Source organism: Bathymodiolus platifrons methanotrophic gill symbiont (assembly GCF_002189065.1).
In the GTDB taxonomy this organism is placed as follows: Bacteria; Pseudomonadota; Gammaproteobacteria; order Methylococcales; family Methylomonadaceae; genus Methyloprofundus.
The window spans coordinates 1-26,612 of record NZ_BDMN01000050.1 but is presented as its reverse complement, the minus strand read 5'-3'; the positions used below and the strand labels follow the sequence as shown (position 1 = coordinate 26,612).

General features: G+C 42.0%; 24 protein-coding genes and 2 pseudogenes. 13 read left to right on the top strand and 13 right to left on the bottom strand.

All coding sequences use genetic code 11. From position 1 onward, the window contains the following. Window positions 1-117 precede the first annotated feature (117 nt). Together CDZ78_RS03615 and CDZ78_RS24195 are read right to left on the bottom strand one after the other, a co-directional pair. The gene (locus tag CDZ78_RS03615; protein WP_167374162.1) at window positions 118-1,056 is read right to left on the bottom strand and encodes a multiheme c-type cytochrome; all 939 of its coding nucleotides are present in this window, start codon (window positions 1,054-1,056) and stop codon (window positions 118-120) included. Beyond that, complete coding sequence (locus tag CDZ78_RS24195; RefSeq protein WP_167374161.1) at window positions 1,040-1,201, bottom strand: multiheme c-type cytochrome; 162 nt, start codon at window positions 1,199-1,201, stop codon at window positions 1,040-1,042. The genes CDZ78_RS03615 and CDZ78_RS24195 overlap by 17 nt, the downstream gene beginning before the upstream one ends. Before the next feature lie 729 nt (window positions 1,202-1,930). On the opposite strand from CDZ78_RS24195, the gene CDZ78_RS03605 reads away from it, so the two are divergent. The 5 genes and pseudogenes from CDZ78_RS03605 (at window position 1,931) to CDZ78_RS22540 (ending at window position 6,587) form a co-directional block, all read left to right on the top strand. Then, window positions 1,931-3,235, top strand: coding sequence for a type I restriction-modification system subunit M (locus tag CDZ78_RS03605; RefSeq protein WP_087868743.1), 1,305 nt, complete (start codon window positions 1,931-1,933; stop codon window positions 3,233-3,235). A 38-nt stretch (window positions 3,236-3,273) separates the two neighbouring features. Continuing rightward, on the top strand, window positions 3,274-3,732 hold the full coding sequence (locus CDZ78_RS03600) for an AAA family ATPase (protein ID WP_230991074.1): 459 nt from the start codon (window positions 3,274-3,276) through the stop codon (window positions 3,730-3,732). Window positions 3,733-3,863: 131 nt separating this feature from the next. Next, window positions 3,864-5,776, top strand: a pseudogene (locus tag CDZ78_RS03595) (arylsulfatase); the annotation flags it as partial. Window positions 5,777-5,871: 95 nt separating this feature from the next. Continuing rightward, window positions 5,872-6,144 carry a hypothetical protein gene (locus tag CDZ78_RS03590; protein WP_087868120.1) on the top strand — a complete coding sequence of 91 codons (273 nt, stop codon included), beginning with the start codon at window positions 5,872-5,874 and terminating at the stop codon, window positions 6,142-6,144. Between the two features lie 236 nt (window positions 6,145-6,380). Further along, on the top strand, window positions 6,381-6,587 hold the full coding sequence (locus CDZ78_RS22540; protein WP_087868741.1) for a hypothetical protein: 207 nt from the start codon (window positions 6,381-6,383) through the stop codon (window positions 6,585-6,587). Window positions 6,588-6,777: 190 nt separating this feature from the next. Here CDZ78_RS22540 and msrA read toward each other — a convergent pair whose 3' ends face one another. From msrA to CDZ78_RS03565, 4 genes are all read right to left on the bottom strand, one after another. Continuing rightward, window positions 6,778-7,410 carry a peptide-methionine (S)-S-oxide reductase MsrA gene (gene msrA / locus CDZ78_RS03580; RefSeq protein WP_087868740.1) on the bottom strand — a complete coding sequence of 211 codons (633 nt, stop codon included), beginning with the start codon at window positions 7,408-7,410 and terminating at the stop codon, window positions 6,778-6,780. 8 nt (window positions 7,411-7,418) lie between these two features. Continuing rightward, entirely contained in the window at window positions 7,419-8,297 is an 879-nt protein-coding gene (locus CDZ78_RS03575; RefSeq protein WP_087868739.1) for a DMT family transporter, read from the bottom strand. Then, complete coding sequence (locus CDZ78_RS03570; protein ID WP_087868738.1) at window positions 8,297-9,226, bottom strand: AEC family transporter; 930 nt, start codon at window positions 9,224-9,226, stop codon at window positions 8,297-8,299. Before CDZ78_RS03570 ends, CDZ78_RS03575 begins: the two co-directional genes overlap by 1 nt. Before the next feature lie 302 nt (window positions 9,227-9,528). Then, window positions 9,529-10,833, bottom strand: a complete 1,305-nt coding sequence (locus tag CDZ78_RS03565) for a TRZ/ATZ family hydrolase (protein ID WP_087868737.1) — start codon at window positions 10,831-10,833, stop codon at window positions 9,529-9,531. Window positions 10,834-10,983: 150 nt separating this feature from the next. On the opposite strand from CDZ78_RS03565, the gene mtnA reads away from it, so the two are divergent. The 3 genes from mtnA to CDZ78_RS03550 all read left to right on the top strand — a co-directional run bounded on the left by mtnA (window position 10,984) and on the right by CDZ78_RS03550 (window position 13,096). Next, window positions 10,984-12,024 (top strand): S-methyl-5-thioribose-1-phosphate isomerase, encoded by a 1,041-nt coding sequence (gene mtnA, locus CDZ78_RS03560; protein ID WP_087868736.1) that lies wholly within the window; start codon window positions 10,984-10,986, stop codon window positions 12,022-12,024. Further along, complete coding sequence (cysZ, locus tag CDZ78_RS03555; RefSeq protein ID WP_307190451.1) at window positions 12,021-12,752, top strand: sulfate transporter CysZ; 732 nt, start codon at window positions 12,021-12,023, stop codon at window positions 12,750-12,752. The genes mtnA and cysZ overlap by 4 nt, the downstream gene beginning before the upstream one ends. 104 nt (window positions 12,753-12,856) lie before the next feature. After that, window positions 12,857-13,096 (top strand): hypothetical protein, encoded by a 240-nt coding sequence (locus CDZ78_RS03550; protein ID WP_087868735.1) that lies wholly within the window; start codon window positions 12,857-12,859, stop codon window positions 13,094-13,096. Window positions 13,097-13,110: 14 nt separating this feature from the next. Here the strand turns inward: CDZ78_RS03550 and rnt are convergent, their stop codons facing one another. Further along, on the bottom strand, window positions 13,111-13,746 hold the full coding sequence (gene rnt / locus CDZ78_RS03545) for a ribonuclease T (protein WP_087868734.1): 636 nt from the start codon (window positions 13,744-13,746) through the stop codon (window positions 13,111-13,113). A gap of 90 nt (window positions 13,747-13,836) precedes the next feature. On the opposite strand from rnt, the gene CDZ78_RS03540 reads away from it, so the two are divergent. After that, window positions 13,837-14,616, top strand: a complete 780-nt coding sequence (locus tag CDZ78_RS03540; RefSeq protein ID WP_087868733.1) for an MlaA family lipoprotein — start codon at window positions 13,837-13,839, stop codon at window positions 14,614-14,616. A gap of 294 nt (window positions 14,617-14,910) precedes the next feature. Here CDZ78_RS03540 and pyrC read toward each other — a convergent pair whose 3' ends face one another. After that, the gene (gene pyrC, locus CDZ78_RS03535) at window positions 14,911-15,948 is read right to left on the bottom strand and encodes a dihydroorotase (RefSeq protein WP_087868732.1); all 1,038 of its coding nucleotides are present in this window, start codon (window positions 15,946-15,948) and stop codon (window positions 14,911-14,913) included. A 259-nt stretch (window positions 15,949-16,207) separates the two neighbouring features. Here pyrC and CDZ78_RS03530 point away from each other — a divergent pair, with 259 nt between their 5' ends. The 4 genes from CDZ78_RS03530 (at window position 16,208) to CDZ78_RS03515 (ending at window position 20,952) form a co-directional block, all read left to right on the top strand. Further along, on the top strand, window positions 16,208-16,453 hold the full coding sequence (locus CDZ78_RS03530; RefSeq protein WP_087868731.1) for an FmdB family zinc ribbon protein: 246 nt from the start codon (window positions 16,208-16,210) through the stop codon (window positions 16,451-16,453). Window positions 16,454-16,546: 93 nt separating this feature from the next. Continuing rightward, window positions 16,547-18,331 carry an aspartate--tRNA ligase gene (aspS, locus tag CDZ78_RS03525; protein WP_087868730.1) on the top strand — a complete coding sequence of 595 codons (1,785 nt, stop codon included), beginning with the start codon at window positions 16,547-16,549 and terminating at the stop codon, window positions 18,329-18,331. Window positions 18,332-18,590: 259 nt separating this feature from the next. Next, a complete protein-coding gene (gene nadA, locus CDZ78_RS03520; protein ID WP_087868729.1) occupies window positions 18,591-19,685 on the top strand; it encodes a quinolinate synthase NadA in 1,095 nt (364 codons plus the stop codon). 106 nt (window positions 19,686-19,791) lie between these two features. After that, entirely contained in the window at window positions 19,792-20,952 is a 1,161-nt protein-coding gene (locus tag CDZ78_RS03515) for a competence/damage-inducible protein A (protein ID WP_307190450.1), read from the top strand. Between the two features lie 59 nt (window positions 20,953-21,011). Here CDZ78_RS03515 and CDZ78_RS03510 read toward each other — a convergent pair whose 3' ends face one another. The 5 genes and pseudogenes from CDZ78_RS03510 to CDZ78_RS03490 all read right to left on the bottom strand — a co-directional run. Then, entirely contained in the window at window positions 21,012-21,317 is a 306-nt protein-coding gene (locus CDZ78_RS03510) for a hypothetical protein (RefSeq protein ID WP_087868728.1), read from the bottom strand. A gap of 708 nt (window positions 21,318-22,025) precedes the next feature. Then, a complete protein-coding gene (locus tag CDZ78_RS23555) occupies window positions 22,026-23,189 on the bottom strand; it encodes a sulfatase-like hydrolase/transferase (protein ID WP_280175537.1) in 1,164 nt (387 codons plus the stop codon). Continuing rightward, window positions 23,186-24,058 (bottom strand): sulfatase-like hydrolase/transferase, encoded by an 873-nt coding sequence (locus CDZ78_RS23550; RefSeq protein ID WP_167374159.1) that lies wholly within the window; start codon window positions 24,056-24,058, stop codon window positions 23,186-23,188. Before CDZ78_RS23550 ends, CDZ78_RS23555 begins: the two co-directional genes overlap by 4 nt. A gap of 233 nt (window positions 24,059-24,291) precedes the next feature. Beyond that, complete coding sequence (locus tag CDZ78_RS03495; RefSeq protein ID WP_087868725.1) at window positions 24,292-25,893, bottom strand: SulP family inorganic anion transporter; 1,602 nt, start codon at window positions 25,891-25,893, stop codon at window positions 24,292-24,294. A 231-nt stretch (window positions 25,894-26,124) separates the two neighbouring features. Then, window positions 26,125-26,502 (bottom strand): annotated as a pseudogene (locus tag CDZ78_RS03490) (type II toxin-antitoxin system VapC family toxin); the annotation flags it as partial. Window positions 26,503-26,612: the final 110 nt, after the last annotated feature.

Sequence of the window (26,612 nt, the reverse complement as noted above, 5' to 3'; positions counted from 1 at the left end):
TTGCTTATTCGTACCAAGAAAAAAAGCCTGCTCTCAACCTAAGAAGAGAAGATTTATTGCCTTTGCTATAATTCCTTATCCCGAACTCAGGTTAATTATTTAAGTGAAATAACAGATTTAACCCACTACCAATTTCTTTTTCATCGGCGGTAAAAGTAGATCGTAATAAGCCACCGCTTTTAATTTTGCAATTTTTGCCCTAGCCATAGAATATTTTAATTCTCTGGTTTCATGAGGTTTCAGGCGTGTATCACCTAAAACTTGTGTTGCCTTGGGTGGTGGAGCAGGATTTCCTTCTGCATCCCCTAAGCTATACATAAACATAGCTTTTTTATCATCTTTAACCGGGTGCGATTGACTGCTAGACCAGACCTCCTGGCCTTGTTTATCATAACCAGTTAACTTGACATACACATTTCTGAACGGCGCACCTGTAGGAAACTTATGTGGTAGTTGATTAGTCAGTTTAATACTGACTTCAAGTGTTTTGTTTTTCTTTACTGTCGCCATTGTCATCAACAAGCCTTTACTCACCATTTCGGCTGAATGACCGCCTAATAAACTATGATCCGCTTTGCCATTAACAGTCGGCATATGACAACTAACGCAATTAGTATTGCCTTCTGATGCCGCGATTTCATCTCCTGTTTGACAAAGTGCCACTTTATTAGAGTTTTTGCGCTGGTCATGACAACCCATGCAGACTGCATTGGTCTTAAATACTTTAGGGTTTGCAGTATTCTGGAAGACCGGGTGTTGCCAATCTGGAGTCGTATGGTTTGTTCCAGGACCTTGTAGTGATGTATCGGAGAACTCATAAGCCTGGGTGCCTAATCTCAATCCACCTGCTGCTTTTTTAGTCCCTTTGAAGCCGCTTATGGTATGACAAGTAACACAATTAATGCCTTCATTATAGATTGGTAAAGCAGCTAGATTAATTTTGCCATCTTTAGCGGCTGTAGGAGCATGACATTGCAGACAAACAGGGTATTTCCCATTTTTCTGGATGCCTTCTTGTTCGGGGTTACCTATAACCGCTTTATAAAAAAGCCCCATGAATAGGGTCTTTAAGTGCGGTACTGTTAGCATGCATAGAACCTTTCCATTGCGAATAAATATCTTCATGGCAGTTTTTACATTCTTTAGCTGATACATGGTGTAGTGGTTTTTTGCTTGTGCTAAAGCAGATCCAGTGAAACAACTGAAAAATACACCAATAAGTAGTGTTAGGCGTAGGTTGGTATTTAACATAAAAACTCCATCCTGTTATGTATATGGGGTGTTAAAAAAGAAGTACTTTGATTCAGGCATTACTATATCTTAATTTACTAAAGTAAAGAGCTGTTTGCAAAGCTTTTCTGATAATCATACTACGGAAGGGGTGTTAAGTTTCAAGGGGTAGTATGGCTCTCTTTAGGGCTTGATATTGGTCAATTTGTCATTTTGAAGGAAGGCTAATTGATGATGCAATTATTTTGCCAGGGTGAACGATTAATCAACCCTTGGTCCCGAATTACACCTGCGTGTTCGCAAGATTAACAAAGCATTTCTTACCCAGCAATCTAAAATTAATGGGACAATAGCAACAATCGCTGAAAATCAGGGAAACGTAGCCTAAGCGAAGTGATGATTTTTAGTCCGCGATAGCCGTAGGGCCGTTGTTTTGTCGGAGTCTGAGCGTTAGCGAAGGTGGAGACAAAATAAAAGGCCATCCGACACGGCGTCAAGTCATTTGGAGCCTATGTTCCGACCCCTTGTTGGGTCGGGACGAGGTGACGAGGACGAATCGGGGCCGCCGGAGGCATAAGTGGTCGCGTTAAGTTTTTGCTGCTTGCTTGGGCTGGGATGCCCAAAACAAGCTTTCGCAAAAATAGCGACTCCCCGCTTTCATTACAGAAGTCATTACAACGCTACTGCAACAAGGGACAGCATGATAACAGGCGAACTTAAAAACCAGGTGGATAAAATATGGGAAGCATTCTGGACAGGCGGCATTAGCAATCCACTCACAGTCATAGAGCAATTCACCTTTCTGTTGTTTTTACGGCGCCTGGATGAGCGGCAATTACTGGAAGAAAAGAAAGCCAATATGATAGGCAGCACAGTTGAAAATCCTATCTATCTTGAAGCACATCAGAAATTTCGCTGGCATACCTTTAAAAATCTAGATCCGGAATCTTTATTTACTTTGTTCACGCAAGCTCAGACAGATAGCGACAATCTCACCACCTTTGAACATATGAAGCAGCTCGGTAGTGGTGCCGGTGTCTTTGCTCAGTTTATGAAAGGTGCGACATTTATGATCCCTACACCTAAATTGTTAGAACAAGTGGTGCAGATGATCGACAAGATTAAAATGGATGACCGGGATACCAAAGGTGATCTGTACGAATACCTGCTATCTAAAATTGCCACAGCGGGAACAAACGGGCAATTTAGAACCCCACGGCATATTATGAAAATGATGGTGGATATTATGCAGCCCACTCAGGAAGATACCGTGTGTGATCCTGCCTGTGGAAGTGCGGGGTTTCTGGTGGCAACCGGTGAATATATCCACGATAATCATCCTGACTGGTTTCATGAGCAAGACTTCAGAACACACTATAATAATTCCATGTTTACCGGGATAGAGTTTGATAGCACCATGTTACGCATCGGCGCAATGAACCTGCAATTACATGGGATTGATAGCCCGCAACTGATTGGGCGCGACGCATTAAGTGAAGCCAATGCAGAGACTCGTGATCAATACAGCCTGATTCTGGCTAATCCACCATTTAAAGGCTCTCTGGATTATGACAGTGTTGAAAGTTCCTTACTGAAAACCGTTAAAACCAAAAAGACCGAACTGCTATTTTTAGCATTAATATTACGTATGTTAAACATCGGTGGACGTTGTGCGGTGATTATTCCTGATGGCGTATTATTTGGTTCGTCTAAAGCCCATAAACAATTACGCGAAACCCTACTCAGCAAGCATAAACTGGATGCGGTGATTTCCATGCCCAGCGGTGTTTTTAAACCCTATGCAGGAGTAAGTACCGCGATCCTGGTATTTACTAAAACCAACAATGGTGGCACGGATAATGTCTGGTTTTATGATATGCAGGCCGATGGTTATAGTCTGGATGATAAATGCAGCCCGATTGCTGACAATGATAGTGCTGATATTGTTAAGCGTTTTAAACAGCGTGAGCAGGAGCATAAGCGTAAACGCACGGAACAAATATAAATAATGGATTAACAGAAATAGGGGTAGTTGGTTTTTCTGTGGTTAAGCATGGGGATAACCTTTACAAAGTGCATAGGTCTGATGAAGACGGAAATGCATTTCACTCTCTTAGTGAGGGGGAGAAGACTGTTATTAGTTTCTTGTATTTCCTAGAGCTATGTAAAGGGCAGAGCTCTTCAGAATCAACACCTAGAAAAAAAGTTGTTGTAAAAGATGATGCCTCGCCGCCCGCATTAATCGCAAACTGCATGAGAAATATTATCGAATACTTTTTCAACTTTGTGCAGAAAAAAGACTTTAATAACGTATTTCAAAAGCCAGCGCTATCCGGTGATATGTATCAGGCGTTTTCAAGGTATATGAACCGAGAGTCCCATTCACTTGGCCAAAATATATTTGATATTAAGGAGTTTGACTATTCAATATTTAAAGACGGGCTAAGGTTGGTCTTTGAGGAATGTGGGTATTCTGAACACTACAAGGTAATGATTAAATGAGTCACAAAATTGCAAACATAACAAACGCTTACACTCGGACAAAATAAAGCTACGTCGCTTCGCTTCTCCGCTTTATTTTTCCGGTGAAGCGAAGCGTTAGCCGATAAGATACAAACACAGGAGAATACTTTATGAAACATTCGATTTTCAAATCAATCTGGATAACCATAATACCGCTCGCTAGTTTAGTTACAGCGTGCTCAACACCGGAAAAGCTCAGTCGTACGGTTTTGCCAATCCAGGAGCCAGAAAGACCAACCTATAGCGAACTCGATGTGCGTAACGTAGAAACGCCACCGCTATTTGAAATCAAGGCGCCAAAGAAAGCCCCCAACGTATTGATTGTACTGATCGACGACATAGGTTTTGGTGGCCCCAATACCTTCGGTGGCCCGATTCAGACACCGACACTCGACAGGCTGGCTGCTGACGGTATTTCTTACAATAATTTTCACACCACGGCGCTTTGCTCACCGACGAGAAATGCACTTAAGACAGGGCGTAATCATCACACTGCCAACACCGGGTCAATTATGGAGTCTTCAACAGGATTTCCAGGGAATACAGGACAAGTTCCAAACAGCGTTGCACCGTTAGCCGAGATGCTCCGTCTCAACGGCTATAGTACAGGAGCATTTGGCAAATGGCATGAAACAGCTGCCTGGGAGACCAGTGTTTCAGGCCCCTTCGACCGCTGGCCAACCCACCAGGGTTTCGACAAGTTCTACGGCTTTATCGGAGGCGAGACGGATCAGTGGTACCCACTGGTCTATGATGGCGTGACTAAAGTTACGCCACCAAAGATGGATAACTATCATTTCACCGTTGACATGACCAACCAGGCGGTCAACTGGGTAAAGGCGCAGCAGTCAATGACACCGGATAAGCCCTTTTTTATGTACTTTGCAACCGGAGCAGTTCATGCACCACACCATGTTCCTAAGGAATGGATTGCTAAGTATAAGGGGAGGTTTGACGCAGGCTGGGATGATATTCGTAAAAAAAACAGTCGCACGCCAGAAAGAGATGGGGCTTATCCCAGCTAACACTATATTGCCGCCGAAGCCCAAGGATATTAAAGACTGGGATGCCCTGTCCGCGGATGAACAGCGCCTGTTTATCCGACAGGCGGAGGTGTTCGGCGGATTCCTGGAGCAGACTGACTATGAAATCGGTCGCCTCATCGCTGCGATTGAGGAAATCGGAGAGATGGATAACACGCTGATTTTCTATATTGCCGGTGACAATGGTACCAGTGCTGAAGGCGGTTTCGTCGGCATGTATAACGAAATGACTTACTTCAACAATGTCACCGAGAAGGTGGAAGATCTGGTACCGCTGATTGATAAGTGGGGTGGCCCGGAGACCTTCCCTCACATGGCGCTGGTTGGGCGGTAGCCTTTGATGCGCCTTTTACGTGGACCAAGCAGGTAGCCTCAGACTTCGGCGGTACCCGCAATGGAATGATCGTTCATTGGCCGGAGGGCATTAAGGAGAAGGGTGGAATACGCAGCCAATTTGGTCACGTCATCGATATCGCACCGACTATTTTCGAAGCAGCCGGACTTCCCGAACCCAAGAGCGTTAATGGCACACCTCAGACGCCTATCGAAGGTACGAGCCTCTTATACACGTTTAATGATGAAGGTGCCAAAGAACGGCACACAACCCAGTACTTCGAGATGTTTGGCAACCGAGCGGTCTATCACGATGGCTGGTTCGCACGGACGATTCACCGAGCGCCATGGCAAGCCGTCGATATGCCTCCATTGGAGACAGATATCTGGGATTTGTACAATGTTCGTGAGGACTTCATCCTTGCCAATAACCTGGCTGACAAACACCCTGAGAAGCTTGCCAAGCTGCAGGCACTGTTCATGAGAGAGGCCGGAAATACCATGCTCTGCCGATTGACGACCGGGTAATTGCGCGGATGAATCCTGCCATTGCCGGGCGTCCGGATATCCTGGGTGACCGAATGTCGCTCACGCTCTACCCCGGAATGGAAGGTATGCTGGAGAACACCTTCATGAATGTTAGGAATGTGCACGAAATAACTTCCTGAAGCAGCCAAGCTTGAATAATGAAATATCTCCCCTAAATTAAGGTTATCTTAATTTATTACTCAGTGGTTGTCTTATGTCATTTCCTTATAAAAAAAATATCGAAAAGTCGATGAAGAAATTTTATGACTCACTTTGTGAAAAAAATAAGCGACGGTATGCCGCCATTGAAAGTGAAAAATTATCTCATGGTGGCGTTAACTATATTTCAGCTTTATTAGAGTGTGACCCAAAAACTATCCGCCAAGGAAAAAAAGAACTCACCGAATTAGAACTGGATATAACAGGAATCAGACAACCTGGAGGCGGTCGAAAAAAAAGACCTCTACCCCTGAATACAGTGGAATAGATCAAGACTTTTTAGATATTCTTCAACAGCATACAGCAGGTTGCCATTTTTTAGGTTGGTTTTGAATGTGTGGTTTAATTGACGCTTACCTATATGAAAGATGGCAAACCAGTCTACACATACAATTATCTTGGACTTGAGCGTTATACAGTAGCATCAAGCAGCGTAATTTCTGCAGGTGATGCCACGTTTTACTGGACTTCGTTTACGATGGTGGTGGACTCGGCAAAGGCGGTATGGCGACTCTCTCTGTTAACGGGAAAGCCGTCGCAGAGGGTCGAATCGAGAAGACCCAGCCCTTGATATTCTCCGCCGATGAAACGGCTGACGTTGGTCTCGACAGCCAGACGCCGGTCGCTGAAGGTATCGGCGTCGGCCGGGATGAGACGCGCTTCACCGGCAAGATCGACAAGATTGTCCTTGCGGTGAAGGATGTGAAGTAGAACCTGTCTGGCAAAGTACCAGCTGACAAAAGGTTCACCGGATAGCCAAAAGCTAGGAGATACGTAGCTTTTGGCTATCCGGTGAACCTAAACGTTAAGAAATCTCGGGAGAGAGTGTTAGCGTCTGATAGTAAAAAATCCAGCAAACTTAATAACTTAGTATTATTTAGATTTGGAAAATTGGTTCTCTTTAACTATAGGTTATAGGCAAGCCACCCAGACCACAATAACCTGCGGGGTTTTTGGCTAAGTATTGCTGATGCTCATTTTCTGCGTAATAAAATGTGGGTGCAAGTGTAATTTCGGTGCTGATTAAATCTAAACCAGCCTTGCTTAAGCGTTGTTGATAATGTTGTTTTGAGTCTAGTGCTGCTTTAAGTTGCCCTGCATTAGTTGCGTAGATGGCTGAGCGATATTGTGTACCTATATCATTACCCTGACGCATACCCTGGGTAGGGTCGTGAGCCTGCCAGAATAGAATCAGTAAATCCTGATAGCTGATTTGTTCAGGATCAAACATTACTTTGACGACTTCGGTATGTCCTGTTAAACCAGTACAAAGCTCTTTATACGTTGGGTTGGGTGTCAACCCGCCGGCATAACCAACGGCGGTACTAAAAATTCCTTGTTGTTGCCAGAAAAACCTTTCTGCGCCCCAAAAGCAGCCCATGGCGAAGATAGCTTGCTGAATATTTTCAGGAAAGGGAGGGCTGATGGGCAGGGCTGTTACAAAGTGTTTTTCCGGAGTGCAGATGGCTGTTTCGCGACCAGCTAATGCTTCAGTAGCAGTCGGAAGTGATGATTTTTTGTGTGAGAATTGCATAATAATATTTACCGCCTAAGTCGTCTAATTTGATCAATAAAGCTATGCATAATCAGTGCGCTTAAAATTAATCCCGTACCGATTGCAATTTCCATTGTTATGGCTTCCTTATTTAAATAATGACCTAATAATAGTGCTAATACAGGGGATATCAGGGTGATTAAAGCTACGCGTGTTGCAGCGATATGGGTCAGAATATAATAGTACAGAGCAAAGCCAATTGGTGTAGCAATTAAGCCTAAATATAAAATAGATAAGCTGCTGTTAATTGGCAGAGTACTGGGAATCTTACCATCAATAAACCACCAGCTAGCTAGATAAAGGGGAAGCGCGAATAGCATTCCTCCCGTTACCTGGGTGATAGCGGGTAATTGTGCATGAATACGTTTTACCCAGACTGCGCTATAAGACTGTAAGAAAGTGGCAACTAGTACGCCGATTACTCCCATTGCGGTGTTGTAGCTTATATGTAAGGCAGAATGGAACATGATGCTAAGTCCGGTAATTCCTAAGATATACGCTAGTAATTTATCCCAGGATAGACTTCGTTCTCCAAGCCAGAGGGCAGAGAGTACTGCGGTTATAAACGGTGTTAGTCCAAAAATAACCGAAATCCAGCCGGATGGGATAAATTGAGCAGCCCAGTAAACGGCCATCATTGCGCCATATATTTGTACCGCAATGGCAAAATAAGTCTGTCTGGCTTTACTGTGCCAGAGCAGGCGCTGACGCATTAGTAATAGCATAAAGAATAGGCAAATCAAGCCTATGCTCATACGTGCCGTTACGCCAAAAATAAAGCTGGAACCTTCAGCACTCCATTTTATGGCCAGAGGTGTTGTTGCCCATAGTAATGCGATAAAGGTAAATGACAGGGCAATGCGCATTATAGATAGCCTGTCGTTTGAAGCAGGATCAAACCTACGGTGATAACCAGGGTGCTTAGGGCTGTCGAGAGGGCAATAATTTCAGCGGCTATGCTACCGTAATCGGTCATTTTTTTGGCCATGATATAACTGGATACCGCAGTTGGCGATGAGAGCATAAGGTAAATCAGGCCTAGTTCTTGCCCTGTAAAACCGAGATAAATCGCCAGGCAAGTACCTAAAAATGGCATAAACAATAATTTGCACAGTGTTGCCCAGATAACGTCTTGAGGGTTATTCTGAAAATTTTGCCAGTATAGGCTACCGCCAATACAGATTAGAGCTAGTGGTAGGGTCATTTGCGCTAGGTACTGACCTGACTGGGTTATGAATGTCGGCAGAGATACTTGCAACCAGGAAAAGACCAGTCCTAAAAAAACGGCGATAATAATCGGGTTGGTCAGAATAGACTTGTAGGGCCTGTGTCCTTTAGGCTTTAATATTAAGACGGCTAAAGGGTTATCTATCATAGCAATTAATGCCATATATAGGCTGGCTACCGCTAACATTTCTGTGCCGTATGCATTGAGCACCAAGGCAATACCAATAATGCCCATGTTGCCCATGTTGCCTCTAAAAGCTCCCTGTATAAAAACGCCGCGGTTATCAGATTCAATTAAACCTAAGCTGACTAACCAGAATAGCAATGCACTGCCTAGGGTAAATAATACACCAAACAGAAACAGTGGAATATTGGCCGATTGAGTGAGTGGTGTACTTGCAATGCTGAAAAAAAGTAAACAGGGTAAAGTGATATTAAAGACAAAGCTATTGGCGATATTGATAAAGTGCTGGTCAATAAACCCCGTGCGCCGGAAAGTAATCCCTAGGATGAGTAGTATCAGGATGGGAGCGGTGACATTTAAGGCAAAGGTAAATTGTTCTAGCATTTATTTTTAGTGCTTTTTTCCTGGAACGGGTGTTATTTATCTCTAAATTCTTAGTGAGGGGGCAATAGCTTTAGAGACTGTGAAAGTATTCAACAAAATCCCTTTGCTTAGTTCAGGAGGGGTTAGGGGAAGTTTGATATTAAAACTAATCACGCAATATCAATAACATATGTTTTTATACGATCCCCCCTCTCAAGGGGGGAGGCTAAAAGCATATACTTTCACAGTCTCTTTAGCTATTGCTGTCAGCAAAAAAAGCTAAAGCTTTTTTACTCCTGATTTTAATGAACGTATTTCTTGACTCAATTAATCGGTGCCTGTAACTTCAGTTGCCACTGTGCAATTTTGCTTTTTAGATCCTGTAAATTTAAAGTTGTTAGTTGTTTGTTTTTTAAGCATTGCTTCCCAGCTACCCAGACATCACTAACTTGATGGCGCGTGGCAGAATATACAATTTGATGAATAGGGTTGTAAAGAGGCTGTGTTTCTATGTCGGAGAGATCTAGCGCACAGATATCAGCTGCTTTACCTATTGTTAATGAACCAGTAATATCGTCAATACCCAATGCTTTAGCGCCGTTTAGCGTTGCCATACGTAGTGCAGTGGCGGCTGAAACGGCACTGGCATCTTCAGCAACCCCTTTTGCTAATAATGCAGCGCTACGCATTTCTCCCAGCATATCCAGATCATTATTACTTGCGGCTCCATCAGTTCCCAGTGCGACATTAATGCCCGCATCCAGACATTTCTGTACAGGACAAAAACCGCTGGCCAGTTTTAAATTTGATTCAGGGCAATGCACAATATGTGCGCCCGTTTGTGCAAATTTTTTGATTTCATGACTGGTTAACTGGGTCATATGCACAGCAATAAAGGCAGGGTTGATTAGACCTAAATCATGTAGACGTTTCAGTGGGCGTTCGCCCTGACTGACTTCAAATTTTGTTTCATGTACGTGCATATGCACGGGGAGATTTAATTCATCAGCTAGTGTCCTGATTTGCTGCAAAGGCTCATCAGATACGGTATAGGGGGCATGAGGCGCGAAAGGTGTGCGAATTAAAGGCTCGTGACGAAGTTCGTCGTGTAGAGCCAGACCTTTTTCAATATATTGCTCAGGGCCGTCCGCCCACGCCGTCGGAAAGTCTATCATGATAAGCCCGATATTAGCGCGCATTCCATGTTGAATAGCTTGGTGTGCGGTGATTTCGGGAAAGAAATACATATCATTAAAGCAGGTGGTACCACCGCGTAGCATTTCAGCAATTGCTAGATCGGTGCCATCGCGCACAAAGGCTTCATTAGCCCATTTTTTTTCTAGAGGCCAGATATGTTTTTCCAGCCACTCCATTAGCGGTAAATCATCAGCAATCCCTCTAAATAACGTCATGGCAACATGCGTATGGGCATTGATAAACCCGGGGAAAATAGCATGATTGGCAAAGTTTTCTTGCTGGCTTGACTGGTATTTTTCTTGCGCCTGTTGTTGCGGCAAAATATCTAGTATATGCCCCTCGTGGATAACTAATGCATGATGTTCCAGTATTACTTCATGAGGTTCTACAGGTATAATCCAGCGTGCGTTAATAACAGTGTCAACTTGCATATATATTTAGTATATCGGTTGGGTGGTCTCATTCCCAGGCTTCAGCGTGTGAATGCAGTTTGTGACGTTCTGCATCTTGGAGCGTCCTAGTATCAAATCCCACGCAGAGCATGGGAGCTAGAAAATAATAATTAGTGAGTATACGTGTTAATGAGTAGTTCCCCAAATAAACTCAATGTCCATGCTTTGATATGGCAGGATCAGCAATTAGCTGTTTTGGATCAGCGTCAATTACCTGAACAAGTCCATTACGATTTTTTTACCACGGCTGCTGAGGTTGCCGAAGCAATTAAGACTATGCGTGTTCGTGGTGCACCGGCAATAGGTATTGCTGCTGCGTATGCTGTCGCCCTGTCAGTACAACAACATTATTCGCCACAAAATACTGAGTGGCAGAAACAGGTTAATGCGGATATTACCTTGTTGGCTGCATCAAGGCCAACGGCAGTGAATTTATTCTGGGCATTATCTGTTATGCAGGAAACTTTGCTTTTGATAGAGCATTCACCTGTTGATGAAATGATTAATAAAGCGCTTGAAATTCATCAACAAGATATAGCTGCTAATAAAAAAATGGGAGAATTAGGTGCAGATATTCTGGCTGATGCACAAGGGTTATTAACCCATTGTAATGCGGGTGCTTTGGCGACAGGAGGCTATGGTACAGCGCTCGGTGTGATTCGTAGTGCGCAGCAGCGGCAGGTGCGCGAGATATTTGCCGGGGAAACCCGTCCCTGGTTGCAAGGTGCGCGATTAACAGTATGGGAGTTAGCAGAAGATAATATCCCTGTGACATTAATCGCTGATTCGGCGGCGGCTATGTTGATGAAAAGCGGTAAAATTGACTGGATCATTGTGGGTGCAGATCGTATTGCTGCGAATGGTGATGTTGCTAATAAGATTGGTACATACTCCCTGGCTGTTTTGGCTAGACATCATGGTGTTAAAATGATGGTTGTTGCTCCGGTATCAACTATTGATTTTGCTATGGAAAATGGTTGTCAAATTGAAATAGAGCAACGCGCAGCTAGTGAGTTTTTGCCTGACTGTTATGTGCAAGCGGGGAGTTTAGTTGATGCGTGGAATCCAGTGTTTGATGTTACTCCAGCTGAGTTAATTAGTGTTATTGTCACCGAACGTGGTGTCGTGTTTAATCCTTTTGAAAAAGGTGTTAGAGAATTAAAAAAATGAATATTGAATTTGATAAAAGGGCAGGGGCAAACCCTCTGTTGGCAGTAGAGAGTTTAGCAAAAGGAGTCCCATTGCTAGGGCATAAAAAATTAAGAAAATATGTGCTAGTTCCGATTGTAGTTAATTTAGTGCTATTTTCCAGTATGTTGTACCTTGGTTACCATTATGTTGGAGTGCTAATTGCACAATTTATACCTAGCTGGCTACAGTGGTTAGACTGGTTAATTTATCCCTTGTTCTTCATCAGTTTTTTTGTGGCAGGATTCTTTACTTTTACCTTAATTGCTAATTTAATTGCTTCCCCTTTTTACGGGGGGCTAGCAGCTAAAACTCAGCAAATTTTGAATAATCAGACGGGTGAAATTCAGGAGCAGCCCATACTTTCAGTTTTAGGCTCAGAGTTAAGGCGAATAGTTTATTTAGTGACTCGGGCTATTCCCATCTTGATTATCTCAATTATCCCGGGTGTAAATTTAATTGCTCCGGTTTTATGGGGTCTTTTTGGGGCATGGGGCCTTAGTATGGAGTATTTTGCCTATCCTTTGGAAAATGAAGGCGCACTTTTTTCAGAACAGCGCCAGGCACTTAAAACGGTACGCCTGGGTGCTTTAAGTTTTGGTGGAATCGTTTTATTTGCATTGATGATTCCAGTGCTGAATATTGTTATTCCACCCATAGCCGTTATTAGTGCAACCATTTACCGGCGGAGATTAGCTAGGGATTTTTAGACGCTTATAATCCAATCTATTTTTTACCAGGTTTGATTATAATAGTTGTAGCATTATGTTTTTCTGCTACTATTGAGCTATCAGAATAAAGTTATGGTGATGCTATGCCAGAATGTTCATTTTGCGGTACAACAGAACAAAAAAAATATCCTCTCTGTCATTCATGTGGTGCGATTCGGTACCCTGTAGAAAATAATAGTGCTGATATTGCTATCAGCAGACAGCAGAAGTTAAAGCTTTCGGTATCAGTTGCAGCTGCAATTATTACACCGGGAGCCTTTGTGGTGCTTGCTTTGATGGGGGCAAATCATATCAGTACAAAAATTAAAAATCAGAAAATATAAAACTTTCTCAGTTTCTAAGGCTCAGTCCTTGTATCTAAAGCTTCTAGTTGTTTCCACCGGTTAACGATGTTACAAAAAATTTCAGCAGTTTGTGTGGCATCATAAAGCGCTGAATGCGCTTGTTCATTATCCCATGTCATGCCTGCTTCCTTGCCAATTTTTGCTAATACAGTTTGTTTATACATTAAGCCGCCTAATGTAGCTGTATCAAAGGTGCTAAAGGGATGAAAAGGGCTGCGTTTTATTTTCGTTCGAGTGAGTGCTGCATTAAGAAAATTAATATCAAAATTGGGATTGTGTCCGACTAAAATAGCGCGTGTGCATTTATTACGTTTTACTGCATGCTTAATGGGCTGGAATAGTTTATGTAAGGCATCTTTTTCAGAGACTGCCATGCGGAAAGGATGATATGGGTCTATACCGGTAAATTTTAAAGCAGACTGGTCTAAAATCGAGTTTTCAAACGGAATAATATGGGCTGCATGACTTTCAGTAATGCATAACTGTTCATTTTTATCATATTCAACAATTACTGCAGCAATTTCCAATAGTGGGTTTTTTTTTGCATCAAACCCTGCTGTTTCTATATCGATAATAACGGGTAAGTAGCCCCTAAATCTCTCATTCAATGGATAATCAACTGGTTCCATGGCGCTAAATATTAAATTGCTGAGTAAAAATATGCTATGTTACGCGAAGTTTTTAATTGGATAAACTTTTGCTAGTAATTTAGGCATTTAATGTTAAATAAAATAAGAAAATTGAGAGTAGTTCTGAGCGTAGGCTGTTTAAGTATATTACAAGCCTGTGCGACTGTTGCTCATCCAGACCCGGTTGATCCCTGGGAAAGCATGAACAGAGGTATTCTGTCATTCAATGATGAAGTTGATAAATATGTTTTAAAACCCGTTGCCAAAGGTTATCAGTGGATAACTCCAGAGTTTGTGGATATTGGTATCAGTAATTTCTTTTCCAATTTAAAAGATATTGGTGTCAGTGTTAATGATTTTTTACAGGCAAAGCCTAAGCAGGGAAGTATGGATGCTGCTCGATTTGTAGTGAATACTACAGTCGGAATTGCCGGTTTTGTCGATGTTGCGACTATGATTGATTTACCCAAACATGAAGAAGACTTTGCGCAAACACTTGCTGTGTGGGGTGTGCCAAGAGGGCCTTATTTTGTGATGCCTTTTTATGGCCCGAGCTCTGTCAGAGGCGTTGGTGGTTATTTGGGGGATACTGCTTTGCATCCACTTACTTACACTTTCCTTTTTGCTAATTCAGCTGTGTCCTGGGGTGCTGTGGGGTTGCGTGCGGTAGAAATTGTAGATGTCAGAGCTGATTTTTTAGGAGCTGAAGCGGTAGCATCAGAAGCTGCAATGGATCGGTATATATTTTTTCGCTCTGCTTATATGCAGCGTAGAGATTACCTGATTAATGATGGTGAAGCACAACTTCTTGATTTGGAAGGAATGGACGATGAAGATCTGGATGAGTCTCTATATGAGGACCTGGAATAGCCCTAAAAATCGCAGTTGACCGGGATAAGGCTCGCCATCAAATATACCTGAAACTTTGCGTAGCCCGTATGTAGCTTGCGGAATACGGGAAAGTGAGTGCGCTGCTTTTCCTGTATTCCTAATTATTTCCACAATATCTGTGCTTAAGCTACGAGATTCCTGCTAAAGGCATGCAGGAATGACATCGTTTGGCGGAGGATTATGGGTAATCAGCATCTTAAGCCAGGTTTCTGGCTGTCCATCTTCAAGTAACAAAATACTATATATTCAGAGACTTGTATTTTTAAGGTAAAGCTATGCCTGCAATTTCCAATGCAATATTTCTCCTGCTTTAAGAGGAGTTAACTGTTCCTTTTCTGTCACAGGATAGTGTTCAGGTACTTGCCAGTCTGTTTTTTCCAGGGTGATTTGCTGTGTATTTCGTGGTAACTGGTAAAAATCAGCGCCATAAAAACTGGCAAAACCTTCTAATTTGTCCAGTGCTCCGGCTTTATCAAAAGCTTCGGCATATAGTTCTATTGCGGCATATGCTGAATAGCAGCCTGCGCATCCACAGCTATTTTCTTTTAGATGGGTCAAGTGAGGTGCGCTATCAGTGCCTAAAAAGAATTTAGGATTGCCACTCGTTGCTGCTTTTACTAAAGCCTCTCGGTGTGTTTCCCGTTTAAGTATCGGTAGACAATAATAGTGTGGCTTAATACCTCCGACTAAAATGGCATTGCGGTTATATAGCAGATGCTGAGGAGTAATGGTTGCGGCAATATTGTCCGGGGCTTGTTGCACAAATTGTACGGCATCACTGGTAGTGACATGCTCCAGTACTATGCGTAAATCAGGAAAGTGCTGATGAATAACACTCAGTTTTTGCTCAATAAACACACGCTCTCGATCAAAAATATCTATTTCCGGATCAGTGACTTCGCCATGTACCAGTAAAGGCACATTGAGTTCTTCCATTGCCGCAAAAATGGGATAAATAGCATTTAAATCAGTCACGCCTTGGTCAGAGTTGGTTGTTGCGCCGGCGGGGTAAAGTTTAAAGGCATGAATGGCGGGTGATAGGCTGGCTTGCTGGACATCTTCGACGGTCGTAGCATTAGTCAGATATAGCACCATTAAAGGGGTGAAATTATACTGACGAGAAGTTGCCTGCTGAATCTCCTGTTGATAGTTTAATGCCTGCGCTACATTAGTCACCGGAGGCTGTAGGTTGGGCATAATAATAGCGCGCGAAAATTGCCGGGCGGTATGGTTAATCACTGTTTTTAGCATGTCACCCGTGCGTACATGTAAATGCCAGTCATCAGGTTGGGTAAGTGTTATTTGTTGCATAGGGAATCGCCTTAAAGAAAGTCTTTTGTAAAATGGGTCATGGTTTCTAGCTGTTATTAGCCCAGATCCTTCTCGTTAATTCGCCATTTCTCTTTGGAAAAAAGTGGGCTATGGACTTAAAAACGAGTCGTGGCTGAACTTTACTTCTTGCTTGTGTAGCTGCTTATTATTAAAATATTGGGTTAATTTTGATTTGCTTATTGAAAAAAAGCAAATGAGCCTCCATATTTCTAGTTATTTTCTTCTTTCGGAGTAGCAAATGCCAATTTATGAATACCAGTGCCAGGCTTGTGGAAATGAGCATGAAGCCCTGCAGAAAATGAGTGCAGAGCCACTGGTAACGTGTCCTAGCTGTAATGAGCCAGATTTAAAGAAAAAAATTTCGGCGGCAGGCTTTAGATTAAAAGGTAGCGGCTGGTATGAAACTGATTTTAAAAGTGGCAATAAGAAAAATGTTGCCGGTGAAAAATCTTCGCCTGCTGCCAAGTCTAGTAAAGCTGGATAATGACGTAGGCGTCAATCAAAAAGTAATACTTGTTGGTACGAATGAGTCGAACCAACAGGATCAATTAACATTTAATAAACAGAGAAAAGAGTTATGCGTACCCATAAGTGCGGAGAATTAAACAAAGATAACTTAGGTGAATCAGTTGCACTGTGCGGCTGGGTACATAAAAGGCGTGATCATGGCGGTGTTATTTTTATCGATTTAAGAGATCGGGAGGGATTAGTTCAGGTGGTTTTTAATCCTGAAACAACCGATACCTTTGCGATTGCTGAAAGTGTGCGTAGCGAATATGTTCTGCGTGTAGAAGGGCTTGTCAGAGACCGCCTTGAAGGTACTGTTAATCCGAATATGGCAACCGGTGAAATTGAAGTGTTGGTTAGCCATATAGAGGTTTTGAACGAGTCAGAAACACCGCCTTTCCCGATTGAAAGTGAGATAGAAGTTAACGAAGAAATGCGTTTGCGTTATCGTTATATTGATCTGCGTAAAAAAGCAATGCTAGAGAAAATGAAAGTGCGCCGCGATGTTACGCGTAATTTACGTAACTTTCTGGATGCCCAGGATTTCTTTGAAATGGAAACGCCTATTTTAACCAAGGCAACGCCTGAAGGAGCGCGTGATTACATTGTTCCAAGTCGTACCCATCAGCATGCATTTTTTGCTCTGCCGCAATCACCGCAATTATATAAACAATTGTTGATGATGGCAGGTATGGATCGCTATTATCAAGTGGTTCGTTGTTTTCGAGATGAAGATTTACGTGCCGATAGACAGCCTGAATTTACTCAGCTGGATATAGAAACGTCTTTTATGGATGAAGATGCAATTATGGCTATCATGGAAGACATGATGCGTAATTTATTTAAAGAAGTCATAGATGTTGACCTAGGTAACCCATTTCCACGCATGACGCATGCAGAAGCGATGTCGCGCTTTGGCTCTGATAAACCTGATTTGCGTATTCCATTAGAGTTGGTAGATATTGCCGATGAAATGAAAGATGTAGAGTTTAAAGTCTTCTCAGGTCCTGCTAATGACCCTAAAGGGCGTGTCGTTGCCTTACGTATTCCTAACGGTTCTAAATTAAGTCGTAAAGATATTGATGCATACACTAAGTATGTGAGTATTTATGGTGCTAGAGGTCTGGCATATATCAAAGTGAATGATCGTGATGGCGGGCTAGAAGGCTTGCAGTCACCGATTGTGAAATTTGCTCCAGCTGAAGTATGGGAAGCTGTGCTGGAAAAAACGGGCGCACAAACAGGTGATCTGATTTTCTTTGGTGCGGATAAAATCAATATTGTTAATGAAGCAATCGGCGCATTACGTGTAAAAGTCGGCCTGGATCTAGATTTATTAGAAGGCAAATGGAAACCTCTTTGGGTTGTTGATTTTCCAATGTTTGAATGGGATGAAAAAGGGAGTCGCTGGAATGCCATCCATCATCCTTTTACTGCGCCTAGTTGTTCAGAAGAAGAGTTAAAAGCGGACCCTGGTGCGGCATTGTCGCGTGCTTATGATTTAGTATTGAACGGTACTGAAGTTGGTGGTGGTTCAATTCGTATTAATAAGACAGCAATGCAAGCTACTGTTTTAGGTATATTAGGCATAGATGAACAAGAAGCAAATGATAAATTTGGTTTTTTACTGGAAGCCTTAAAATATGGTTGTCCTCCACATGGTGGTATGGCTTATGGTTTAGATCGCCTGGTTATGTTAATGACCGGATCAAGTTCAATTAGAGAGGTGATTGCTTTCCCAAAAACTCAATCGGCAGCTTGTCCATTAGTGGATGCACCGGCAGTGATTAATGAAGAGCAATTAAAAGAGTTACATATTAAATTGCATAAGCCTGTTGTTAAAGAAGAAGCTTAAATTAATGTAGGACGAGGCTTTAGAGACTGTGAAAGTATATGCTTTTAGCTTCCCCCCTTGAGAAGGGGGGATTGAGGGGGGATCGTATAAAAGCATATGTCATTGATATTGTAAGATAGGTTTTAATATATCAACCCTCCCCCTAATCCCTCCTTAACGGGGTGTTGAGTACTTTCACAGCGTCTTTAGCCTGCTTTTGAATGTATAGATATTTGCGGGCTGAAGCCACGCTCTACAAAAAGAGATTTGAGAAACCATTATGACTGCATTACCCATCCAGGATTACGCATTACTTTCTGATGAAGAGTGCGCGATAAAAATCAAGCAAGCTAAAGCAACACTAGGCAAACGCTGTATTGTTTTAGGGCATCATTATCAGCGCGATGAAGTATTTCAGCACTCGGATATTTCTGGTGATTCTTTAAAACTTTCTCGGGAAGCCGCTGAATCCGATGCTGAATATATCGTTTTTTGTGGTGTACATTTTATGGCAGAGGTGGCTGATATTCTGTCTCGCCATGAGCAGGTTTCTATCTTGCCTGATTTGGCGGCGGGCTGTTCTATGGCGGATATGGCGAATAAGGTCAATGTTCAGCGCTGCTGGGATGAATTGGCAACAGTGATTGATGTTGAAAATGAAGTCACCCCGGTAACTTATATCAATTCAGCAGCCGACTTAAAAGCTTTTTGTGGGCAACATGAAGGTATTGTTTGTACTTCATCCAATGCTAAAAAAATTCTTGAATGGAGTTTTTCTAAGCGGGAAAAAATTCTATTTTTTCCTGACCAGCATTTAGGCCGGAATACTGCATTTAATATGGGGATCCCTCTAGACGAAATGGTAGTCTGGGACTTTTCTAAACCACTAGGTGGATTAACTGAAGAGCAGATTCGTAAGGCAAAAATGATTCTATGGGGAGGCTATTGTTCTGTACACCAGGTTTTTCAGCCTGAACAGATTGATGCTTTTTTAGAGCGTTACCCGGAGACTCAAGTAATAGCTCATCCTGAAGCCTGTTTTGAAGTTTGTCAAAAGGCTGACTTCATTGGTTCTACGGAAGTTATTTTAAAAATTGTTCGTGAAGCCGAGCCTAATACACGCTGGTTAGTTGCAACAGAGCTGAATTTAGTGAATCGCTTACATGATGAATGTAAGGCGGATGGTAAAAATGTACACTTTATGTCGCCGGCATTAAGTATGTGTTCGACCATGTTCCGCACCGATCCACAGCATTTGGCGTGGATTCTGGAAAATTTAGCTGCAGGACATATTGTTAATCAAATAAAAGTTGAAGAGCAAGAAGCAGAATTAGCCAAAATTGCTTTGGATAATATGCTTGCTATAAAAATATAGATTAGCCTGTCTACAGTTAGCTAACGATTTTTATGCAGGCAATAGCAGAAATATTTTCTCAAGGCGAAGAAATCGTTAGCGGCCAGACCGTCGATACCAATGCCGCGTGGTTATCACAAAAACTGGTGCGATGGGCTTTGTCGTTAAACGCCACAGCGCAGTCGGCGATAATTTAGCGGATTTAAAAACCCTGTTACAGGATATTTCCCAGCGTGCTGATGTCTGTCTGTGCACTGGCGGGCTGGGGCCAACAATCGATGACCTGACTGCCCAGGCAGTAGCAGAAGCATTCGCACTCCCTCTGGAACTGGATACTGTTGCACTAGAACAAATCACCCACTATTTTAGCTGTCGACAACGTACAATGGTTGATAGCAATCGTAAACAGGCTTTCTTCCCACAAGGTGCTCTACGTATTGATAATGAATGGGGAACGGCGCCGGGCTTTTCCGTGCGGCATAATCGTTGCTGGTTTGTCTTTGTGCCTGGGGTGCCCTCTGAAATGAAGCATATGTACGATGCAACAATTGCTAGTCAGTTGGCACAGCGTTTTTCTGTGCAAGCAGAGCAGTTGATTACTCTGCGATCTGTGGGTATTGGAGAATCTGATTTACAGGAAAAACTCAATACGATTACTTTACCTGACTGCGCTAAGTTGGGTTTTCGAGCTGCGCTTGATGAAGTACATACCAAACTGATTTTTCCGAGTGATGCTGAACACGATCTAGTTAGAGCAACTGTTAATCATGTTGCAGAAAACATTGGTGATTATATCTTTGCCATTGATGGTTTAGATGGTTATCAAGGCGGGCTAGTTGATGTAATCAGTCAGTTAATGCAACAGCAACAACTGACCTTGTCCGTTCAGGAAACAGCTTCTCATGGATTAATGGCTGCAAAATGTATTACCCAGCCCTGGTTGATTAGCTCGGTATACAATCAAGGCTTACAGAGGCTGACTGACAATCAGGCAATAGCTGATTTTCAGGAGATTGCGTTAGGCATTGCTCAAAATATACAAGAACAAGAGGGGACTGATTGTGTCTTGGTGCAATTATACGAAGGTAGTGCCAATCAATTTCAGCAAAAAGAGTTAAGTATTACACTCTTTACCTTGTTATTAACTCCCACAGGATTTGTTCATAGTCAGCGATCAATTGCTGGTTCAAAAACGCGCAAACAGAACCAGGCAGCAATCTATTCGCTGGATTTATTAAGGCGTTTTTTGCAAAAAAATCTCTCTAATACAGTGCGTTCAATTATCTGAAAATTTCAGAGAAAGAAGCGACGATAATAAACTGAGTTATATTAGAGTTATAAAGCTTATTACCCTTCTAATTGCGCTATGTCTTTATGCAAATAATAGAATTTAGTTGTAAGTGTGATAACCCAGGCCCACCAGAATAATTCAATCATTTCTGTCATGCCTTTAGTATCATTAGTTAACATAAGATAAATAGTCCAGGCAAAGCTAGCAAAAGCAGCATATCCAGTAAAACTAATGTTATTTCTTATGAATCTAATAATATCTCCTTTAGCATGAATCCAGCTAAAATAGACAGGTAAGCTTAATATAAATAAGATAACTGAGTAAACTATCCATAAGGGAAATATTTCTAAAAATACATGCATTATTGTTCTCCTCTGATTTAGACGCAATGGCTATTAATCTATATAGATCTGTAATAGTGTTTTAACCAAGTGTATTTGTCCATGTTATACTCTTCTGGTCACTGCTGTAGGGGCCATGATAATAGGCCTACCTGCTCCTTTTTCTCTAACACCGCAGCTTATTATTAATAGCCGTAATTCTGGTGTTTCCTTTTGATTTTATATTAGCATAGTGGCTATGTGCTGCGGGTAATAAGATGTAATTAGTTGTAAACAAATGTAATTGATTATTTGGTTGCTTAATCTAGGATATAGCAATCAAAATAAATGAAATAATAAAGTAGATTAATTCAAGAAATCAAGTGAGTAGTCGATTTGATTTTTAATTGTGAGAAGTAAAACAAACATAATACTTTTTTAAAACCTGTATACGAATCAGTCAGCCTGATAAGCGGTTTATTTCATTGACATAGAAATTAGGGACTATTGCCCTTTTTTATTTGTAACTATAAAAAATTACCTGGTTACGTACAACTCTCAGCCAAAGTAAAATTAAGCTTTAAACATCAGTATGTTAAAAAACACGTCATTCTCTTGATAAGTCTACCCAGTCAAGCGTGGGCAGAAGCTTTATCGGGAATCTATGCTTAACCAACGAGATTCCGTAAGCGTCAATTAAACCACACATTCAAAACCAACCTAAAAAATGGTTGGTAAGTTAAAATTCGACTACCCACTAGGATTCACATAGAGCCCTTTTTTATCGTTTATCCACAGTGAGCCGGTGCCACGTAACACGGAAAGTTTGTCAAAGTCCATGCCATCTTTAAATAAACCTTTAGCGACTGTGAATGCTAAGGGGACTTTATCAAAACGGTATTCGATAATAATATCTTTGCCCACAGGAACAGTCTGTGCAGAAATCAATTGTGTAACGCGGTAAGCGGTATTAATTTCATAATACAATTTATTATCTTTAATAAACAGGCTGTAACCTGAATAGAGGTCGCCTAACGCTGCTAAGACGCCTTGTTGAGTGGTATCATCTCGATCGATTTCAGCGCGAATGACATAGGCGTGATTGGGTAGGAACGGGCCTTGAAAGCGATGCACGGTATTAGTGCTAGCCTGATAAGTAAACTCGCTGCGATTATCATCCTGCCATAGTTTGGTGTACATAGGGCGTTCTAATAAAGGGACATCAATAATAGGTAGCACGTTAAATTGATCTGCTGCTTTCCACCATGCTTGTTTTAATTGTTTGAGTTTTTCAGGATACTTATCTGCCACATCAATAGTAGCAGCAAAATCATCTTTTAAATTAAATAGCTGCCAATGAGTATCGGCTATTTTCTGATTAGGCTCCCGATGGCTGATAGCTTTCCAGCCGTCTTTATAATAAGCGCGACTCCCTTCAATTTCGTAATACTGTTCTTTTTTTTGGTCGGTAGCATCTGCGTCGTTAAATGTATATTTTAAACTAACGCCTTCCATAGGTTTGATAGGGTTACCTTTATAGGTCTTAGGTAAAGTTAGGTTGAGTGCTTCCATGATAGTCGGTGTTATATCGGTAACATGGTGAAACTGATGGCGAATTCCTGGTTTTTTTATTTCTTTAGGCCAGGATATAATTAAAGGAACGCGCGTGCCTCCGTCGTAGCTGGTTCTTTTAGAGTATATAAATGGCGTATTGCTAACTTGCATCCAGCCTAAAGGGTAATGGGGGTGTGTTTCGATCTCTCCAATCCGGTCAAAATCTTTTAGGTTTTGTGCGGTGGTTGATGGCTTTTTATGGAAGAAACGTAACGCATTGGATGATCCTTCTAAGCCCACTTCACGGCTGCCACCGTTGTCCGAAAGAAAAATAATCAGCGTATTTTCTGTTTCGCCTATTTTTCCAGGTGCGCCAGTAATCGACCAATATTTTGATCCATGTTGTCGACAAAGCCCGCATAGTTTTCTTCCAGTCGAGCATACATTTTTTGTTGATCGGTAGTAAAATTGTCCCAGGCTTCAACACCAGGGATATAATCGCTTAACAGGGTGTTTTCAGGGATTAGGCCCAAATTCTTTTGTTGCTTTATGCGTTGTAGCCTGATTTTATCCCAGCCTTGCTGATACTTACCCAGGTACTTTTTGCGGTCTTCTGCCTTTGTGTGATGAGGCGCATGAGGAGTACCCGTGGCGTAATAAAGAAAGAAAGGTTTGTCGCTATTATGGCTACGCAAGTCATTAATGATTGCAATAGCTTTGTCGGTTAAGGTATCAGGTAAATAAAAATCATCATTGCCGGTATAAGATTGTGGCGGAAGGGTTTCATTACCGCTGATTAAAGCATGTGGCTTCCATTGGCTGGTTTCACCATCAAGAAAGCCCCAGTAACGCTCAAAACCACGGCCTTGTGGCCATGAGTTAAAAGGGCCAATACGTGAACGGTTTTTGGCATTGGTTAAATGCCATTTACCGACCATATAAGTGGCATAACCCTGTTGTTTTAAAATTTCTGCCAGAGTCATCGTGTTGCTGGAAATCTCACCACGATAACCCGGGTAGCCAAAGTCCCATTCCGCCAACCAGCCAGTACCCACAGAATGATGGTTCAGACCTGTTAATAAAGAGGCGCGTGTAGAAGAGCAAACGGCATTGCTGGTGAAGTGGCTAAAGCGGAGACCGTTTTTAGCTAATTTATCAAGGTTGGGGGTATTGATTTCACCGCCATAACTACCAATATCGGAATAACCCAGGTCATCGGCAACGATCAAGATAATATTGGGTGATTTTTCCTTTGCTGTAGGTATAAACTGAAAGGCAGGGCGGGAATTTCTAATGCTGTTTCTAATCTTGCCGCTAAATTTTTCATCCGCTTAATAGTTTGAGCATATTCCTGAAGTCGGCTGACCCCTGACTTCAGGTAGTGAACCTATTTAGTGGTTGGTGCTCAATATCTAGCATGAAGGCACGTAGTGGAGTGCCTTCATGTTCTTTAATTGCCTAACTATTTTCTATCATCTGCAGTCATTAACCGTGCAGCTAAATCATGATCAGAATAGGTTTCCAGGGCATGCCCCACCTGTCGACAATTGCCGCCGCTACGTGCATAGTGAGCGCTAAATTCATTAAGGTAAATTAATATTGAATGATCTATTAAATAGCCTTGTGAGAAGTCGATGATAATGTTCTTGCCTGGTTCTATATTATCCACTGCTTTTTTTAGCGGTATGAAATTAGAGAATAAGGCGGAACCAATAATTTTAACGGTAACATTATTACCCTGTTCGATAATTGTAAAGTGAATTTTAAACATATTGTTCAACCATACGCCGCGTGATAAATGCAGTAATAGTTTTACAAATACGCCAAAAAAGACACCGACTAATAAGTTGGTTGCCAACACCGCAATAATAGTTACCACAAATAAAAACAACTGGTCTTTGCCTATCGCTAAAACCTGTGCAAATACCTTTGGTGTTGCGCGACGGTAGCCAACAAAAACCAGTAAGGCGGCTAAAGAGGCATGCGGGATATTGTGAATAAAGTGTGGGAATAAAACCACAAACATCAGTAATATCAGGCCGTGAAAGAAATTAGCCCAACCTGTCTGCGCGCCACCTTCTACATTGGCAGAGCTACGTACAAACTCGGCAATCATAGGTAAGCCACCTAAAAAACCTGAAACAGCATTGCCTAAACCAACAGCTGATAAATCACGGTCTAAATCAGTTGGCCTTTTATAGGGGTCTACCTTTTCAGCGGCTGTTGCACTTAATACGCTTTCCAGACTGGCGACCATACAAATAGTAATTGTTGCTACCCAGAATTCAAAGGTCATAATCTTTGAAAAATCAGTAGGAATCTCCACTAAAAAAGGCGGGGAGATTAGATGTTCATGTAAAGTAGCCTGACCAAAATGATAATGGTCATGCTGGATACCAAAAAATTGTGCTAAGCCCATGCCTAATAATAAGACGATGATAGGGGCGGGAATTTTACCTAATTTAGTTTGCTTTAAAAGAGGCCAAAATAGCAAAATAGCAAAAGAGATTAAGCCGATGGTTGCAATTTCGGGTGTCGAATTTAACAGACTATTGGGGATTTGTGCGATTGATGAAAAAAGGCTGCCGGGTTCTGGTGTTGCACCTAACATAACGTGAACTTGCCGGGCCATAATGCTGATACCCATAGCTGCCAGCATTCCATGTACTACAGGAGCAGGAAAAAAAGCACTTAAACTTCCCAGTTTGTAGCGTCCCATAATGATCTGGAATACACCGGTAAGCATGACGGCTGCTAAAGTATAACGATAACCTGACATGATGTCGCCGTCGCTGAGTGATTCCACTGCTGCCAGCATAACAACAATCAACCCTCCCGCTGGGCCATTAATGACAATATAAGAGCCATTAAGGCGGGAAACTAATAAACCACCCACAACAGCAGTAATAATGCCGGCTGAGGGAGGAAACCCAGAACCGATTGCAATACCTAAAGATAAGGGTAAGGCAATAAGAAAGACAAAGAAGCCAGCCAGTAGATCACTACGCCAATTTTCTTTTAAGCCGTCGATTCCTTCTTTGGGAAGTGTGGGGTGTTTGTTCATAATGGCTATGTTTATCGAAAAATTCGTTAATTTTAACAATTTACCGCTTTAAAAGCATGAAAAATGCACTGATCTAATTCTTCTCTAATATCATACAGATGGAAAAGAAAACAATAAGAACTATAAGGAAAAGGCACATTTACTATTATTTTAGTATCTGCCCTCTCCGCTTTTACTGGTATTAATTGAAGTTAATCATGGTCTGTCCTTTATTTCCTCTATTACTTTGTGTTATATAGTTTTTTTAGGGTAATATTTGACATTTTCTAACGATTTAAAATCTATATCTTGTGTCCATATTAGAGCATTAAATTTTTGCCCCGTTGCGTAAATAATACTGTCAGCTAAGGGTAATTTATAGTCAATACCATATTTGGCCGAATCAATAGCTAAAGAACTATCAAGTGGTACAACTTTGCCTTGCTCCATATGAGCAATAGCTTCCAGGGCCATGCCTTCGCCACGTTGACGCAAAACGAACTTAAAGACTTCGGTAATAGTAATGCTAGGAACAATTAATTTTTCAATATTTTCTATTGGAGTTGAAAATATCTTTGCGTTGGCATCACCTGCAAAATAGGATAACCATGCTGAGGAATCGACTACATTCGCTTAAAATCAGGGAAACGGAGCCTAAGCGGAGTGATGATTTTTAGTCCCTGGTAGGCGACAGGGCAATTCGCTGATCCGAAGTGCGCTAGTAGCGCGCGAGGGAGGCA